The sequence below is a fragment of the Pseudomonas yamanorum genome (genome assembly GCF_900105735.1).
GTDB lineage: Bacteria > Pseudomonadota > Gammaproteobacteria > Pseudomonadales > Pseudomonadaceae > Aquipseudomonas > Aquipseudomonas yamanorum.
Genome location: NZ_LT629793.1, coordinates 2,110,806 through 2,127,991 on the forward strand (window position 1 = coordinate 2,110,806; position 17,186 = coordinate 2,127,991).

The 17,186-nt window shown below is 61.7% G+C and carries 14 protein-coding genes; 2 read left to right on the forward strand and 12 right to left on the reverse strand.

Features of this window, described 5'->3' with window-relative positions; all coding sequences use genetic code 11:
• Positions 1-21: 21 nt before the first annotated feature.
• The 12 genes from BLU46_RS10205 to BLU46_RS10260 form a co-directional block, all read right to left on the reverse strand.
• Positions 22-570: a hypothetical protein gene (locus tag BLU46_RS10205; RefSeq protein ID WP_093201208.1), complete on the reverse strand. Its 549-nt coding sequence runs from the start codon at positions 568-570 to the stop codon at positions 22-24.
• Between the two features lie 16 nt (positions 571-586).
• Entirely contained in the window at positions 587-1,303 is a 717-nt protein-coding gene (locus BLU46_RS10210) for a TetR/AcrR family transcriptional regulator (RefSeq protein ID WP_023659125.1), read from the reverse strand.
• A gap of 151 nt (positions 1,304-1,454) precedes the next feature.
• Positions 1,455-2,957, reverse strand: a complete 1,503-nt coding sequence (gene lysS, locus BLU46_RS10215) for a lysine--tRNA ligase (protein WP_063032942.1) — start codon at positions 2,955-2,957, stop codon at positions 1,455-1,457.
• A gap of 80 nt (positions 2,958-3,037) precedes the next feature.
• Positions 3,038-4,133, reverse strand: a protein-coding gene (prfB, locus tag BLU46_RS10220; RefSeq protein ID WP_108083577.1) for a peptide chain release factor 2 whose coding sequence is annotated in 2 segments (ribosomal slippage) — positions 3,038-4,060 and positions 4,062-4,133 — 1,095 coding nt in all. Because the reading frame shifts where the segments join, the coding sequence is not laid out codon by codon here.
• Positions 4,134-4,380: 247 nt separating this feature from the next.
• On the reverse strand, positions 4,381-5,382 hold the full coding sequence (locus BLU46_RS10225) for a diguanylate cyclase (protein ID WP_063032943.1): 1,002 nt from the start codon (positions 5,380-5,382) through the stop codon (positions 4,381-4,383).
• Positions 5,383-5,433: 51 nt separating this feature from the next.
• Entirely contained in the window at positions 5,434-6,444 is a 1,011-nt protein-coding gene (gene cheB / locus BLU46_RS10230) for a chemotaxis response regulator protein-glutamate methylesterase (protein ID WP_093201213.1), read from the reverse strand.
• Positions 6,441-8,732, reverse strand: coding sequence for a hybrid sensor histidine kinase/response regulator (locus tag BLU46_RS10235; protein WP_063032945.1), 2,292 nt, complete (start codon positions 8,730-8,732; stop codon positions 6,441-6,443). Before BLU46_RS10235 ends, cheB begins: the two co-directional genes overlap by 4 nt.
• Positions 8,729-9,415, reverse strand: a complete 687-nt coding sequence (locus BLU46_RS10240; RefSeq protein ID WP_093201218.1) for a chemotaxis protein CheW — start codon at positions 9,413-9,415, stop codon at positions 8,729-8,731. Before BLU46_RS10240 ends, BLU46_RS10235 begins: the two co-directional genes overlap by 4 nt.
• Positions 9,412-10,659 carry a CheR family methyltransferase gene (locus BLU46_RS10245; RefSeq protein ID WP_093201223.1) on the reverse strand — a complete coding sequence of 416 codons (1,248 nt, stop codon included), beginning with the start codon at positions 10,657-10,659 and terminating at the stop codon, positions 9,412-9,414. The genes BLU46_RS10240 and BLU46_RS10245 overlap by 4 nt, the downstream gene beginning before the upstream one ends.
• Positions 10,659-11,171 (reverse strand): chemotaxis protein CheW, encoded by a 513-nt coding sequence (locus BLU46_RS10250; protein WP_093201227.1) that lies wholly within the window; start codon positions 11,169-11,171, stop codon positions 10,659-10,661. Before BLU46_RS10250 ends, BLU46_RS10245 begins: the two co-directional genes overlap by 1 nt.
• Complete coding sequence (locus BLU46_RS10255) at positions 11,171-12,793, reverse strand: methyl-accepting chemotaxis protein (RefSeq protein WP_063032949.1); 1,623 nt, start codon at positions 12,791-12,793, stop codon at positions 11,171-11,173. Before BLU46_RS10255 ends, BLU46_RS10250 begins: the two co-directional genes overlap by 1 nt.
• A gap of 950 nt (positions 12,794-13,743) precedes the next feature.
• On the reverse strand, positions 13,744-14,457 hold the full coding sequence (locus tag BLU46_RS10260) for a tellurite resistance TerB family protein (RefSeq protein WP_063032950.1): 714 nt from the start codon (positions 14,455-14,457) through the stop codon (positions 13,744-13,746).
• A gap of 168 nt (positions 14,458-14,625) precedes the next feature.
• Here BLU46_RS10260 and BLU46_RS10265 point away from each other — a divergent pair, with 168 nt between their 5' ends.
• Complete coding sequence (locus BLU46_RS10265; protein WP_003209548.1) at positions 14,626-15,537, forward strand: LysR family transcriptional regulator; 912 nt, start codon at positions 14,626-14,628, stop codon at positions 15,535-15,537.
• A 133-nt stretch (positions 15,538-15,670) separates the two neighbouring features.
• Positions 15,671-17,128: a gamma-aminobutyraldehyde dehydrogenase gene (locus BLU46_RS10270; protein ID WP_172834529.1), complete on the forward strand. Its 1,458-nt coding sequence runs from the start codon at positions 15,671-15,673 to the stop codon at positions 17,126-17,128.
• Positions 17,129-17,186: the final 58 nt, after the last annotated feature.

Here is a 17,186-nt window from a genome sequence, read left to right on the forward strand (position 1 = left end):
CCGGTACTTCCTCTTTAAACGTTATTTGCTCGCGCGCTGGTAGCGCACGGCTTCGACGAACACGTCAGCATTGGCCGGGTCATCCAGGTAGGCAAACACCTGGGCCATGGGGCTGTTGATCAATACGCCGTCGCCTTCGACGGTTTCGACAGTGCTGCCGCCAAGGACTTTCTGGCCGACAGCCTGGTGGATCTGGTCCAGGTCGAGGTTGTAGACCACCAATTCGTGTTCATCGTTGAGCTCGAAGCCTGCCAGGATGAAATGCCCGCCAAACCTGGTCGGCAACGGCGCCGACAAATACCAGCGGCTGCCATGGCGGGAAACCGTGAACAGGTATTCATCCCGCTGGCCCGGCTTGGCTTTAGGGTAGCTCACGGCTTTGTAGCGATGTTCGCCCACACGGCTGATTTGCAAGTTGAGCGGCTCGCCCCAGGCATTTTTGCTGGCCCATCTGCCAAGCAGACCATCAGGCGCCGCCTCGCTGGCCGGCAACGGGTCCTTGAAAGTCACCAGGCAACCGCTGAGCAACAGGAACGACAAGGCGATCACAACGACACGCCAGGCTTTCATTGGACACTCCCCAGTGTCAGACCGAAGCCAACACCAAATGCATGTAACGCTTGAGGATCTCAAGCATTTCTTCGCTGGTCAGAGGCTCTGCACCGCCCAGCAGGCCCTGATATTCCATCCGACCGATAATCGCCGTCAACACTTTGGCATCTTGTTGCGGTTCCCGCGAACCCAATACCTGGAAAAACTGGCAAGTGCCCTGCAGCAGGATTTGTTGGTGAGAACGTACCAGCTCGGCCAGGCGCGGGTTCAGCAGCGCCTCCTGGCGAAACGCCTGCTCGGCCATCAGGTGCTCGCGACGGTTGAGCAATTGGCGCTGTACGTAATCGGCGGTCAGGCGTGCGATGTCATCGGCCAGTTGCGAACGAGACTGCGGGCTGCCGTCGCCATAGGCGACCATCTCCCGCAGCAGCCCTTCGTTACGCACCCACAACTTGCCCATGAACGCCGCACTGCGCTCCACGTATTGGGCGAAGGTGTCGGTGAGCAGGTCATCGATGTCCTTGAAGTAATAGGTGGTGGCCGACAATGGCACCCCCGCCTCTGCCGCCACCGCACGATGACGCACGGCGCGCACGCCTTCACGTACCACGATGCGCATCGCCGCATCGAGAATGTCCTGCCGGCGTTGCTCACTGCCCCGGCGACTGGCCTTGCGGCCCTGGTACTGAACACTTTCAGCCACGGCAGCGGCGATGCCGGCAGCACCCTTTTGAGCCATTACGCGGTTCACGACGGATCTTCCTTTCAGGGTGACGCGGAGCGTCACGGGCTGCGTTCCCCCGCAGAGCGTGGGGACGATCATCTGGCGCTGTTAGCTTGACGCTTAAATACGCCACATAAAAAAGCCGCCTTATAAAAGGCGGCTTCGGATTTCGCTACGGTTACGCTTGTGGCCGCATGTGCGGGAACAAGATCACGTCACGGATCGACGGCGAGTTGGTCAACAACATCACCAACCGGTCGATGCCGATCCCTTCACCGGCGGTAGGCGGCATGCCGTATTCCAGGGCACGAACGAAGTCGGCATCGTAGTGCATCGCCTCGTCGTCGCCCGCGTCCTTGTCTGCCACCTGGGCCATGAAGCGCTCGGCTTGGTCTTCCGCGTCGTTCAGCTCGGAGTAGGCGTTGGCGATTTCACGGCCGCCGATGAACAGCTCGAAACGGTCGGTGACGTTCGGGTTGTCATCGTTGCGTCGGGCCAGTGGCGACACTTCGAACGGGTACTGGGTAATGAAGTGCGGCTGTTCCAGCTTGTGCTCAACCAGCTCTTCGAAAATCATCACCTGCAATTTGCCCAGGCCTTCGAAGCCCAGCACCTTGGCGCCGGCTTTCTTGGCGATGGCGCGGGCCTTGTCGATGTCGGTCAGGTCGTCAGCGGTCAGCTCAGGGTTGTACTTGAGGATCGAATCGAACACCGACAGGCGCACGAACGGCTCGCCGAAGTGGAACACTTTGTCGCCGTACGGCACATCGGTGGAACCCAGGACCAACTGCGCCAGTTCGCGGAACAGTTCTTCGGTCAGGTCCATGTTGTCTTCATAGTCGGCGTAGGCCTGGTAGAACTCCAACATGGTGAATTCAGGGTTGTGACGGGTCGAAACGCCTTCGTTACGGAAGTTGCGGTTGATCTCGAACACCTTCTCGAAGCCGCCAACCACCAGGCGCTTGAGGTACAGCTCCGGCGCGATACGCAGGAACATTTCCAGGTCCAGCGCATTGTGGTGGGTTTCGAAAGGCTTGGCTGCGGCACCACCGGGGATGGTTTGCAGCATCGGCGTTTCCACTTCCAGGAAGTCACGCTTCATCAGGAAGCTGCGGATGTGGGCGATCACTTGCGAGCGTACGCGGAACGTCTGGCGCACTTCTTCGTTGACGATCAGGTCAACGTAGCGCTGGCGGTAGCGCTGCTCGGTGTCGGTCAGGCCGTGGTGCTTGTCCGGCAGCGGGCGCAGCGACTTGGTCAACAGGCGCACGTTGGTCATTTCAACGTACAGGTCGCCCTTGCCGGAACGGGCCAGGGTGCCTTCGGCGGCAATGATGTCGCCCATGTCCCAGGTTTTCACCGAGGCCAGGGTTTCTTCAGACAGGGTTTTACGGTTGACGTAGACCTGAATGCGACCGGTCATGTCCTGGATCACCATGAACGAGCCACGGTTGAGCATGATGCGACCTGCCACCTTGACCGGGATCGCAGCCTCTGCCAGCTCTTCCTTGGTCTTGTCCGCGTACTGTTTCTGCAAGGCATCGCAGTAGTTTTCGCGGCGGAAGTCGTTGGGGAAGGCATTGCCCTTGGCGCGCTCGGCAGCAAGCTTTTCCTTGCGCAGGGCGATCAGGGAGTTTTCTTCCTGTTGCAGGGCTTGCGGGTCGAGTTGTTGGTCGCTCATGTCTTTTGAAATTCCATCACAGGTTCGTTGCCCCCGGCCTGCGGCCGGGGATCGCCGGCAAGCCGGCTCCTACAGAGTCTTTACAGGCCAGATTTCAGGCTGGCTTCCAGGTATTCGTCGATATCGCCGTCGAGCACCTTGTCGCAGTCGCTGCGTTCGATGTTGGTCCGCAGATCCTTGATCCGCGAAGCATCGAGCACATACGAACGGATCTGGTGACCCCAGCCGATATCCGACTTGGTGTCTTCCAGCGCCTGGGACGCGGCGTTACGTTTCTGCATTTCCTGCTCGTACAACTTGGCCCGCAGCATTTTCATGGCGGTGTCCTTGTTCGCGTGCTGGGAACGTTCGTTCTGGCAGCTGACCACGGTGTTGGTCGGTACGTGGGTAATACGTACGGCCGAGTCGGTGGTGTTTACGTGCTGGCCACCGGCACCGGAGGAACGGTAGGTGTCGATGCGCAGGTCTGCCGGGTTGATCTCGATTTCCACCTTGTCGTCGATCTCTGGGGAGACGAAAACGGCGGAGAACGAGGTATGGCGACGGTTGCCGGAGTCGAACGGGCTCTTGCGCACCAGGCGGTGAACACCGATCTCGGTCCGCAGCCAGCCAAAGGCGTATTCACCCTTGATGTGCACGGTCGCACCCTTGATACCGGCCACTTCACCGGCCGACAGCTCCATGATGGTGGCATCGAAACCGCGTTTGTCAGCCCAGCGCAGGTACATGCGCAACAGGATGTTGGCCCAGTCCTGGGCCTCGGTGCCGCCGGAACCGGCCTGGATGTCCAGGTAGGCGTTGTTCGGGTCCATTTCATGGCTGAACATGCGGCGGAATTCGAGCTTGGCGAGGTTTTCCTCGAGACGGGCCAGCTCGGCGACGACATCGCCCGCTGCGCCTTCGTCGTTTTCTTCGACGGCCATGTCCAGCAGGTCGCGGCAATCGGCCAGGCCGGTGTTCAGTTCGTCGAGGGTTTCAACGATCTGCGCCAGCGCAGCGCGCTCGCGGCCCAGTTCCTGGGCGTATTCAGGTTTGTTCCAGACAGCCGGATCTTCAAGCTCGCGATTGACTTCGGTCAGACGCTCATGCTTTTGATCGTAGTCAAAGATACCCCCGAATAGTTTCGGAGCGCTCGGACAGGTCCTTGATGGTGTTAAGGATCGGGTTGATTTCCATGGCGGGCAGCACTCGTTGGCGAACTTTTGAAAGCCGACGAGTATAACGACAAACGGGCGGGAACGGCAGCCCGCTTGGCCGAAAAGGCGGGGATATGCACCATCCAGACAGCGATGAAGATCAAATATGGGAGCGGGCTTGCTCGCGAATACGGTGGTTCAGTCGCCAGATGCATTGACTGACACACCGCATCCGCGAGCAAGCCCGCTCCCACATTAGGTCTGCGATATCCCACAGACCGTATTCCCTACTCGATCCCCACCTGATTACGCCCATTGTGCTTGGCCAGGTACAAGCCTTTGTCCGCCGCCGAGATCAACTGCCGGCAATCGGTGCCCTGCAACGGGGTCATGGTGGCCAAACCAATACTGATGGTCAGGCTCGCGCCTTCCGCCGGGGCAATGTGCGGGATTTTCAGGCCCGCCACCGCCTGGCGCAGTTTCTCGGCCACCAGCCGCGCACCGCCCGGCGAGGTGTTCGGCAGCACCAGGGCAAACTCTTCACCGCCGTAACGCGCCGGTAAATCCGAAGGACGGCTGCTGGCATCACGAATGGTCGCAGCCACTTTGCGCAAGGCCTCATCGCCCTCCAGGTGGCCGAAGCTGTCGTTGTAGGTCTTGAAGAAGTCTACGTCGATCATCAGCAGCGACAGTTGGGTCTGGTCACGCATGGCACGGCGCCACTCCAGCTCCAGGTATTCGTCGAAGTGCCGGCGATTGGACAGCCCGGTCAGGCCGTCGGAGTTCATCAGCCGTTGCAGCACCAGGTTGGTGTCCAGCAACTGTTGTTGGCTGACCCGCAGCGCCCGGTAGGCTGCGTCCCGCTGTAACAGGGTCATGTAGGAGCGCGAGTGGTAACGGATGCGCGCCACCAGCTCGATGTTATCCGGCAGCTTGACCAGGTAATCGTTGGCCCCGGCGGCAAACGCCGCGCTCTTGATCAGCGGGTCTTCCTTGGTGGAAAGCACGATGATCGGGATGTTCTGCGTCGCCGGGTGATTACGGTATTCACGCACCAGGGTCAGGCCGTCGAGCCCCGGCATCACCAGGTCCTGCAGGATCACCGTCGGTTTGATACGGATCGCCTGGGCAATGGCCTGGTGCGGGTCGGCGCAGAAATGGAAGTCGATGTTGTCTTCATGGGCCAGGCCCCGGCGTACGGCTTCGCCGATCATGGCCTGGTCGTCGACGAGCAACACCATGGCGGCGTTTTCGTCAGTCTTGAAGTCGTCGAGCTGTAAATCATTCATTTACGGTCACCTGAATTACTACCTGCAGGCCAGGACAGCGTGTGATATCGGTCATTTTGCGAATACTTCCAGCAATCGTGGCGCAATTCTGTCCAATGGGCGAATTTCAACAGCCGCGTCGATCGCCGCTGCCGCTTTGGGCATGCCGTAAACAGCACAGCTTTGCTGGTCCTGCGCGATGGTCAGGTAGCCTTGCTGACGCATCAGTTTAAGTCCCTGGGCGCCATCACGCCCCATCCCCGTCAGCAACACGCCGACGGCATCGCCATTCCAGTGGCTGGCGACGCTCTCGAAAAACACGTCGATGGACGGCCGGTAAATCTCGTTCACAGGTTCGGCGGTGTAGGCCAGCGTGCCGTTCTTCAGCAGACGAATATGATGGTTGGTGCCCGCCAGCAACACGACGCCACTTTGGGGCGGCTCGCCTTCCCGGGCCAGGCGTACCGGCAAGCCCGAGGCGCTGCTCAGCCATTCGGCCATGCCGGCGGCGAACACCTGGTCCACATGCTGCACCAGCACAATGGCCGGCGAGAAGTCCCGGGGCAAGCCCTTGAGCAGGGATTCCAGGGCAGCCGGGCCACCGGCGGACGAACCAATGGCCACCAGGCTCTGGCGCTTGCCCATGGTTCGCTGGGGCGCAGGTTCGGCCCGCACGCGGCTGCCACGCTGGCCGATCAGCCAGCCGATGTTGAGGATCTTGCGCAGCAACGGCGCCGCGGCGTCCTTCGGATTACCCACCCCCAGTGCGGGGGTGTCGACCACGTCCAGGGCGCCATGCCCCATCGCTTCAAACACGCGGCTGACGTTGGCCTGGCGGTCGACGGTGACAATCAGGATCGCGCAGGGCGTCTCGGCCATGATCTGGCGAGTGGCTTCCACGCCATCCATCACCGGCATGATCAGGTCCATCAGAATCAGGTCGGGAGTCAGTTCCGCGCAGCGCTGCACTGCCTCCAGGCCATTGTTGGCGACCCACACCACTTGATGGGCCGGCTCAAGGCTCAGCGCCCGGCGCAACGCCTCCACAGCCATGGGCATGTCATTGACGATCGCAATCTTCATGCCCGGGCTCCTCCAATCAGCTCTACCACCGCGTCCAACAGCGCATCGTCATGGAAGCTGGCCTTGGCTAGATAATAGTCGGCGCCGGCGTCCAGTCCACGGCGGCGGTCTTCTTCCCGATCTTTGTAGGAAACAACCATCACCGGCAGGGATTGCAGGCGAGTATCACGGCGCAAGAGTGTGACCAATTCAATACCATCCATGCGAGGCATATCAATGTCAGTGATCAACAGGTCGAAGTCTTCGGAGCGCAGCGCGTTCCAGCCATCCATGCCATCGACCGCCACGGCTACTTCGTAACCGCGATTAAGTAACAATTTGCGTTGCAGCTCACGCACGGTCAGTGAGTCGTCCACCACCAGAATACGCTTGCGCGCTGCTTCCTGGGTTTGCTGGGCACGTCGGGCGATGCGCTCCAGACGACCGGTATTAAGCAGCTTGTCCACCGAGCGCAGCATGTCTTCAACGTCGACGATCAGCACCACCGAGCCATCATCCAGCAAGGCCCCGGCCGAGATGTCCTGGACCTTGCCCAGCCGGGCATCCAGGGGCAACACCACCAGCGTGCGCTCGCCGATAAAACGCTCCACGGCAATCCCGTAGACCGCATCGCGCTCTCGGATCACCACGACCTTGAGGGTTTCCTGATTGCCCTGTCCCGGTGGACGCTGCAACAACTGGCTGGCAGCGACCAGGCCGACATGCCGGCCTTCGTGCCAGAAATGCTGGCGGCCTTCCAATTGCACGATGTCGTCGGGCGCCAGGTCACACATGCGTTCGATGTGGGCCAGCGGGAAGGCGTAGGCCTCTTCGCCGACCTCCACCACCAGGCTGCGCACCACCGACAGGGTCAACGGCACTTCCAGATGAAAGCGACTGCCCTGCCCCGCCGTCTGCTCCAGCACCACCGCACCACGCAACTGGCGAACCATATGCTGCACCGCATCCAGGCCGACCCCGCGCCCGGAGACCTCGGTGACTTTGTCCCGCAGGCTGAAACCCGGCAGGAACAGGAACGTCAGCAATTCCTCTTCGCTCAGGCGCAGGGCGGTTTCCACTGGCGACAAATTTCGGTCGACGATGGTGCCGCGCAGGCGTTCCAGGTCGACACCGTTGCCATCGTCGCTCAACTCCAGCACCAGCAGGCCGGCTTGGTGGGACGCTCGCAGGCGGATCAAGCCTTCGGCAGGTTTGCCGGCCAACAAGCGTTGCTCGGGCATTTCGATTCCGTGGTCGACGGCATTGCGTAATAAGTGAGTCAGCGGCGCTTCAAGCTTTTCCAGTACGTCGCGGTCGACCTGGGTCTTCTCGCCTTCGATTTCCAGGCGTACCTGTTTGCCGAGGCTGCGGCCGAGGTCCCGGACCATGCGCACCTGCCCGGCCAGCACGTCGGCAAACGGCCGCATGCGGCACGCCAGCGCGGTGTCGTACAAGACTTGGGCGCGCTGCCCGGCCTGCCAGCCGAACTCATCGATTTCGGCGGTTTTTTCCGCGAGCAACGCCTGGGCTTCGCTCAACAGGCGGCGGGTGTCGGCCAGGGCTTCCTGGGCTTCCAGGCTCAGCTCGACGGTCTTGAGATGGCCGTCGAGGTTATCCAGGGCCCGGGCACTGTTGTTCTGGATGCGCTTGAGGCGTTGCAAACTGGCGAGATATGGCTTGAGCCGCTGGGTTTCCACCAGGGATTTGCTGGACAGGTCCAACAGGCTGTTCAAGCGTTCGGCGGTGACCCGCAGCACCCGCTCGCCGCCTTCGGTCATGCGCTTGTTCTGACGTGGCAGCTCGGCACTGACGGGCGGCGCGGGTTCGGGCTCCGGCGGCAGGGTCAGCAGCGCTTCCATCGACAGTTCAGGTTCTGGTGCGGGTGTGGGTGGCGGCGCAGCGGGCGGCGCGACTTTTTGCGACGGGTCGAGCAACCGCTCCATCAGCGCCACGTAGGCCTCGATGTCCGCCGGGCCCACGGTGTTGCCCGGCGTGGCAATGCGCATCAGCAAATCCGTGCCTTGCAGCAACGCGTCGATGTGCTCCGGCAGCAGGTACAGCCGGCTTTCCTGGGCGCTGACCAGGCAATCTTCCATCACGTGGGCGACGCTGACACCGGCGTCCACCCCTACAATCCTCGCCGCGCCCTTCAGAGAATGGGCGGCGCGCATGCAGGCTTCGAGCTGGTCGGCCTGGGTCGGGTTGCGCTCCAGAGCCAGCAGGCCAGCGCTGAGCACCTGGGTCTGGGCGTCGGCTTCCAGGCTGAACAGCTCCAGCAGCGAGGCATCGCGCATTTGGTCGGGGGTCATGTGAGGCTCCGGGTCACGGCAGACAACAATTGCGCCTCGTCCAGCCAGCGCAGGCTGCGGCCCTTCCACTGCAATACGCCTTGGGTATAGCGGGCGCTGGCCTGGGTGCCCGAGGCAGACGCCGCGTTCAAGGTGCGCTCATCAATGGCATGGATGCCGTCCACTTCGTCCACCGGCACCACCACCGGGCCGTCCTGCGCCGCGATGATCAGCATGCGCGGCATGATTCGCCCGCCACTTGGGCCGCTGCTGGTGCCGTCCAGCCCCAACAACTCCACCAGGGACAGGCATGCTACGAGCGCGCCACGCACGTTGGCCACGCCCAACAAAGCGCGTGAACGCTGATGGGGCAAGGAATGGATCGGCTGCAGCGGCGCCACTTCCACCAGACAGCGGGTGGCGATGCCCAGCCATTCTTCACCGAGGCGGAACACCAATAGCGAACGGGTGACCACATCGCCTTCGACTTCCGGCGCCGCTACGTGACGATGATCGTCCTGCTGCAAGGCGTAGCGATCGAGCAGGCGCGTGGCGGCGGCGGAATACACCGAGCAGTTGCGGCAGTGAATGTGCTCGGCCAGCAACGGGCAAGACTTGTCGCCGTGGATGCCGATGCGGTTCCAGCAGTCATCAATGGCTTGGGTGTCGGCCAGGGCCAGGTTCAGCGCGGTATCCAGGGTCATTGTTTACGCTCGCTGCGGGCGGCACGGGCCTGCAAACGGCGGGCGCCGGCGACATCACCCTGGGATTCGAGCAACGCGGCCAGGTGCATCAAGGCCTGCGAGTGCTGGGGTTCCAGGTACAAGGCTTTTCGGTAATAACCCTGGGCTTCCAGGGCACTGCCGGCCACATCGCTGAGCAGGCCCAGCCAATAAAACACCTGGGCCGCCGGTGGATGGCTCTGCAAATAACGCTCGCAGGCGGCACGGGCCTCCAGGCTTTTGCCTTCATTGGCCAGGGTCGCAATCTGGCTGAGCAGATCGGCTGCGTCCGAGTGTGGGGGCGGCGGCTTGATCGGTACCACTTGAGCACTGAGGGTGCTGAACGGCCGGGGCTTGGTCGGGATTGGCGCGGCACTGCGCTGAGGGATCGGCGCGGGCAGCGGCACAAATACCGGCTCAGGCGCAGGTTCAGCGTGGCGACTGAAGGCAAACGACTGCGGCACACCAATCGAGCGCATGCCCAGGCGCCCCAGCAGGCTGCCTTCGGCAGGCCCGATAAACAGCACGCCGTCGACGTGGGTCAGTCCCTTGAGCACTTCAAACACCTGCTTCTGGGTTGGCTGGTCGAAGTAGATCAGCAGGTTGCGGCAGAACACGAAATCGTAGTTGGGCTCATTGGCCAGCAACGTCGGGTCCAGCAGGTTGCCCACTTGCAGGCGCACTTGCTCGCGTACTCGGTCGGCAATTCGGTAGCCGTCGGTTTGCTCGGTAAAGTGGCGATCGCGGAACTCGATGTCCTGCCCACGAAACGAGTTCTTGCCGTACACCCCGCGACGGGCACGCTCCACCGACAGCGGGCTGACGTCCATGCCCTGCACCTTGAACTGATGAGGCGCCAGACCGACGTCAAGCAAGGCCATGGCAATCGAGTAGGGTTCTTCGCCGGTGGAACACGGCAGGCTGAGGATCCGCAGGGCCCGCATGTGCTTGATTTCGGCCAGACGTGCGACCGCCAGCCGACCCAGGGTGGCGAAGGACTCGGGGTAACGGAAAAACCAGGTCTCGGGGACGATCACCGCTTCGATCAGCGCTTGCTGTTCGTCGGTGGAGGCCAGCAACTGTTGCCAATATTGATCTGCGGTCTGCGCATTCAGTGACAGGCTGCGTTGGCGTACGGCACGCTCGATGATCGCTTCGCCCACCGAGGCAACATCGAGGCCGATGCGTTCTTTCAGGAAGTCGAAGAAGCGTTGATCACTGCTCATCAATCCTCCTCGCCGGCGGCAAACAGCAGCGCCTGCACATCAGCCGTCAACAGGTCGGCCACGCCAATCCACTGCATCAAGCCATGCTCGTCTTCGCGCACCGGGCCCAGGTACGGAGCCTCGCGGTTGTCGAGGCCGTAAGGCTGGAACTCCGCCGGATCACAACGCAGGGTGTCGGTGGCCTGTTCGAGGATCAGCCCCAGCCAGCGCGCCGGAATGGCTGCATCCGGCTGATAATTGACCAGTACCAGGCGCGTGCTGGTGCGCGCCTGGGCCGGCGTGCCGAAGGTCAAGGCACTGAGGTCGATCACCGGCACCATCGCCCCACGATGGGCAAAGATCCCGGCGACCCACACAGGCGCATGGGCAATGGGCTTGAGCGGCAGGCGCGGCAGTACCTCGGCCACTTCCGTGGCCTTGAGGGCATAGCGTTCATTGCCGATGTGAAACACCAGGAACAGTGCTTTCTTCACTGCCGCAACGGCACCGCGTTTAGCCGCGAGGTCGCTCATCAGACTTTGAAACGCGACACGCCGCTGCGCAGGCCGACCGCGACCTGGCTCAGCTCGTCGATGGCAAAGCTGGCCTGGCGCAGGGACTCTACGGTCTGGCTGCTGGCATCGCCCAACTGCACCAGGGCATGGTTGATCTGCTCGGCGCCGGTGGCCTGGGCCTGCATGCCTTCATTGACCATCAACACCCGCGGCGCCAAGGCCTGCACCTGGTGGATGATCTGCGACAGCTGCTCGCCCACTTGCTGCACTTCGAACATGCCACGGCGCACTTCTTCGGAGAACTTGTCCATGCCCATCACCCCGGCCGACACCGCCGACTGGATCTCGCGCACCATCTGCTCGATGTCGTAAGTGGCCACGGCAGTCTGGTCGGCCAGGCGCCGTACTTCGGTGGCTACTACGGCAAAACCGCGACCGTATTCACCGGCCTTCTCGGCCTCGATGGCGGCGTTGAGGGACAGCAGGTTGGTCTGGTCGGCGACCTTGACGATGGTGACCACCACCTGGTTGATGTTGCCGGCCTTCTCATTGAGGATCGCCAGCTTGGCGTTCACCAGGTCGGCAGCGCCCATTACCGAGTGCATGGTTTCTTCCATGCGTGCCAGGCCTTGCTGGCCGGAACCGGCGGCTACCGAGGCCTGGTCGGCAGCGGTGGAGACTTCGGTCATGGTGCGGACCAAATCCTTGGAAGTGGCAGCGATCTCCCGGGAAGTAGCGCCGATTTCCGTAGTGGTTGCAGCGGTTTCCGTGGCGGTGGCCTGTTGTTGCTTGGAAGTGGCGGCAATCTCGGTGACCGAGGTGGTGACCTGTACCGAGGAGCGCTGGGCCTGGGATACCAGGGCGGTGAGTTCGGTCATCATGTCGTTGAAGCCGGTTTCCACCGCGCCGAATTCGTCCTTGCGTTCCAGGTTCAGGCGTTTGCTCAGGTCGCCGGTGCGCATGACTTCGAGGATATCGACGATGCGTTTCATCGGCGCCATGATCGCGCGCATCAGCAGCAGGCCACAGAGGCCGGCGGCGAGGATCGCGAGGATCAGTGAGACGCCCATGCTGATTTTCGCGGCGGACACGGCGTCGTCGATGGCGTTGGTGGCGCGGTCGGCGACGTTTTTGTTTTCGGTAATGATGTCGTTGAGCTTCTTGCGGCCTGCGGTCCAGGTCGGGGTCAGCTCTTCGTCGAACACTTTGCGGGCGGTGGCGACGTCATTGCGTTGCAGGTTGTCCGTTACGGTGGCCAATGCCTTGTTATAGGCCTGGTGCAGGGCTTCGAATTTATCAAACTCGGCCTGATCGTCGCCGCCGTTGATGGTTGCCTTGTAATTGGCCATTTGCGTGAGGATGCGGGCTTCGAAGGACTGGTAGTCGGCCTTGTCGGCGTCGGTGAGTGTCTTGTCTTTGCGCAGGCCAATGATATCGAGGGTGTCGAGGTAGCTGTCGACCCAGGCGCTGCGGATCATCGAGCTGAGGTAGACCCCTGGGACTGCGTCGTCGCGGACTGACTCTTCGCCAGCCTCGATCTTCAACAGGCGTGAATACGAGACCACTACCATCAGCAGCATGATCGCGATGATGACCGCAAAGCTCGCCAATATCCGTTGGCGCAAGGTCCAGTTCTTCACAGTAATTCCTCGAGGGCCATTCAAATGGAGGGGAGTATAGCTGAGCGGGTGCCATCATTAATCAACGGGTTGTGGGATCTGGGTCACGCGCAGGGGGGAAAGTTTTCTTGGGGGGGCATATCCGTTGCTGCGGTAACGGCTGCTGACGGTTCCGCTCTTACAGCGGCTCACTTTTGAAGAGCGCAAAAGTAAGCAAAACGCTCTTGCCCCACCACTCGGCACCTCGCCTAGGCTCGGTGTGCCCTCACTCCGGCTTTGGACCGTGGGCCGCCGTCATGGGCCATCCTTGGCCCAGGACGGCTAACCTGGCGTCCTGCCAGGTTACCCACGCTCCAAAGCCTGCGTTCGGCCAGCGTGGTTTAACGGGGCGCCTAAGATCAAAATCAAGATCAACATCAAGAGCACAGCGGCCTCCCGGCCGGCTTGAGTGTTGAAGAGCAAAAGCTAAATCAAAATCTAAAGCGGGCACGGTCAAATGTGGGAGCTGGCTTGCCTGCGATGGCATCGCCTCGGTGCATCTGAAAAACCGAGTTGTCTGCATCGCAGGCAAGCCAGCTCCCACAGAAAAGCAGAGCTGCCTCTTCAGATTTGGCTTTCGCTCTGGCTTTTGATCTGGCTTTTAACACTCAAGCCGGCCGGGAGGCCGCTGTGCTCTTGCTTTTGATTTTGATCTGACTGCCCCAATAAGCCCGAGGCCGAACGCAGGTATTGCGGAGCGGGTAAACCGGCAGGACGCCGGTTTAGCCGCGCCGGGCCATGGATGGCCCGTAGCGGCGGCCCGCGGAGCAATGCCGGAGTGAGGGAACGCCGAGCCACAGCGAGGCGCCGACAGGCGGGGCAGAGCCCTTTGCTTACTTTGGGCTGGGCCGGCATTCCGGCTTTTCCAAAGTGAGCCGCTGTAAGAGCGGAACCATAAGCCGCCGTTACCTAAACAACGGATATGTACACAATCAAACCACCACAGCCTGCCGCACCTGCTTCTCCAGTTCAGCCTTCAACCCAGGCTCCAGCTTAAGCTGCCGCGCCAACTCATCGAGATACGACTTCTCCATGAAGTTCTCCTCATCCACCAACATCACACTGGCGATATACATCTCGGCAGCCAACTCCGGAGTGCTGGCAGCCCGAGCCACATCCGCCGGATCCAGCGGCTTGTTCAGTTCAGCATGCAACCACTGCTGCAACTCACGATCATTGTCCAGCTTCAAAAACTCCCCTTCGATCAACGCCCGCTCCCGCTCATCCACATGCCCGTCAGCCTTGGCCGCAGCCACCAGGGCCTTCAAAATCCCCTGGCTATGTTGCTCAACTTGCGCCGGCGGCAGGCGATCAATGGTCTGCGGCTCCCCCTGAGGCGCATTGGCCTGCTGCGCCTGCCAGTTGCCATACGCCTTGTAGGCAATCACCCCAAGCGCCGCCAACCCACCGTAGGTCAGCGCCTTACCGCCAAACTTGCGGGCTTTCTTGTTACCCAGCAACAACCCCATGGCACCGGCCGCAAGGGCCCCACCACCGGCACCGCCGAGCAAGCTTCCCAACCCGCCGCCGCCCAGCAGGCCGCCAAGGGCACCTTTGTCATCTGACTTGCGCTGCCCGCCAGCCTTGTTCTGCAACATGTCCTGCCCGGATTTGAGCAGTTGATCGAGCAATCCACGGGTATTCATTCACAGCCTCCAGAAACTAGGGTTCACAGGACCAATAGGCCCCCAGCGTAAAACTAAGTGCCAAAAACCCCCGATCTAGAGTGCTTCCAGATGTAACGCGCTTACCCCTCAATTAAAACGATATACACTCGAACAAATCTATAAAAACACCCCACTGGTAATTCCAGCATGATGACCTTGCGTCAGATCCGTCACTTCATCGCCGTGGCCGAGACCGGCTCGATCTCCGCCGCCGCCCAGACCGCCTTCATATCCCAGTCCACCCTGACCCTGGCGATCCAGCAACTGGAACAGGAAATCGGCGTCAACCTGTTCAACCGCCACGCGAAGGGCATGACCCTGACCCACCAGGGCCACCAGTTCCTGCGCCAGGCGCACTTGATCCTCGCCACCGTCGACAACGCCAAGCGCAGCCTGCAACAGAGCACCGACCAGGTGGCCGGGCAATTGATCATCGGTGTGACCAGCCTGGTCGCCGGTTATTACCTGGCGGATTTGCTCACACGCTTCCAGCGCGCCTATCCCAATGTCGAAATCCGCGTGATGGAGGACGAACGCCCCTACATCGAACACCTGCTGGTCAGCGGTGAAATCGACGTCGGCGTGCTGATCCTCTCCAACCTCGAAGACCGCCACGCCCTGCAAACCGAAGTGCTCACCCACTCGCCCCACCGTTTATGGCTGCCCGCCCAGCACCCGCTGCTGGAACACGACAGCATCAACCTCGCCGACGTTGCCCGCGAGCCGCTGATTCAACTGAACGTCGATGAAATGGGCCACAACGCCCAACGAATGTGGACCGGCGCCGGATTGCAACCCCGCGTCACCTTGCGCACCGCCTCGACGGAAGCCGTGCGAAGCCTGGTAGCCGCCGGCCTCGGCGTGTCGATCCAGCCAGACATGACCTACCGCCCCTGGTCCCTGGAGGGCGACATCATCGAAGCCCGGCCGATTGCCGACCTCAGCCAAACCCTCGATGTGGGCCTGGCCTGGCGCCGGGGCACGGCGCGCCCGGCGTTGGTGGACCCGTTCCTGACGGTAGCCCGCGAACAGCCCCACCCGCGCAAGCCATCTATTTAATCGAATGCTGCTTTCAGTATTTAGTATTTGTTGACCTCGCGCCTGACCTCTAGTCTCTGCTCATCCCATAAGAGAAGGTCAGGCGCCTCGTAAGAGAACAGCCATGACCACACAAGAAAAGAGATCGCGAAAAATGTCTGGCGCGCCCACACCGCTGCTCACTGCGTTGCTGATCGACGGCGAACTGGTCGCAGGCGAAGGTTTTGTCGAGCCGATCATCAACCCGGCCACCGGTGAAATCCTCACCCATATCGCCGAGGCCAGCACCGAACAGGTTGAAGCCGCGATTCTCGCCGCCCACCGCGCCTTTGCCGGTTGGTCGCGAACCACGCCCCAGCAACGCTCGAACATTCTCCTGGGCATCGCCGATGCCATCGAAAAACAGGCCGACTACCTCGCCCGCCTGGAATCCCTGAACTGCGGCAAGCCGTTGCACCTGGCACGCCAGGACGATTTGAGCGCCACTGTCGATGTGTTCCGCTTCTTCGCCGGTGCCGTGCGTTGCCAGACTGGGCAGCTCAGCGGTGAATACCTGCCGGGCTACACCAGCATGGTGCGCCGTGATCCGATTGGCGTGGTCGCCTCGATCGCGCCCTGGAATTACCCGCTGATGATGGCCGCCTGGAAAATCGCTCCGGCCCTGGCCGCCGGCAATACCCTGGTGTTCAAGCCCTCGGAACATACGCCGCTGTCGATCCTGGCCCTGGCGCCCGTACTGAGCCAGCTGTTGCCGCGCGGGGTGATCAACATTCTGTGCGGCGGCGGCGAAGGGGTCGGCAGCCATTTGGTCAGCCACCCGAAGGTGCGCATGGTGTCGTTGACCGGCGATATCGTCACCGGGCAAAAAATCCTCCAGGCCGCCTCCAAGACCCTCAAGCGCACCCACCTGGAACTGGGCGGCAAGGCTCCGGTGATCGTGTGCAACGACGCCGACCTGCAAGCCGTGGTCGAAGGCGTGCGCGCCTACGGGTATTACAACGCCGGCCAGGACTGCACCGCCGCGTGCCGCATCTACGCCCAGGCGGGCATTCACGACAAGTTGGTGGCCGACCTCGGCGCCGCCGTCAGCAGCTTGCGGTTCGCCGGCAAGCGCGATGCCGATAACGAACTCGGCCCACTGATCAGCACGCGCCAGCGCGACCGTGTGGCCAGCTTTGTCGAACGCGCCCTCGGCCAGCCGCATATCGAACGCATTACCGGCGCCGCCGTGCATTCCGGCGCGGGGTTCTTCTACCAGCCAACCTTGCTGGCCGGTTGTAAACAGAATGATGAAATCGTGCAGCGCGAAGTGTTCGGGCCGGTGGTCACCGTGACCCGCTTCGACGAACTGGAGCAGGCCGTGGACTGGGCCAACGACTCGGAATACGGCCTGGCTTCCTCCGTCTGGACCCAGAACCTGGACAAGGCCATGCAGGTGGCATCGCGCCTGCAATACGGCTGCACCTGGATCAACAGTCATTTCATGCTGGTCAGCGAAATGCCCCACGGCGGCTTGAAGCGTTCGGGGTATGGGAAAGATCTGTCCAGTGATTCGCTACAGGACTACAGCGTGGTGCGGCACATCATGGCGCGCCACGGCCAGCATCTTTAAAACAACAACTACGCTCACGCACCACCTGCTGCAAAAACTGCCCCGACCATAATTAAAG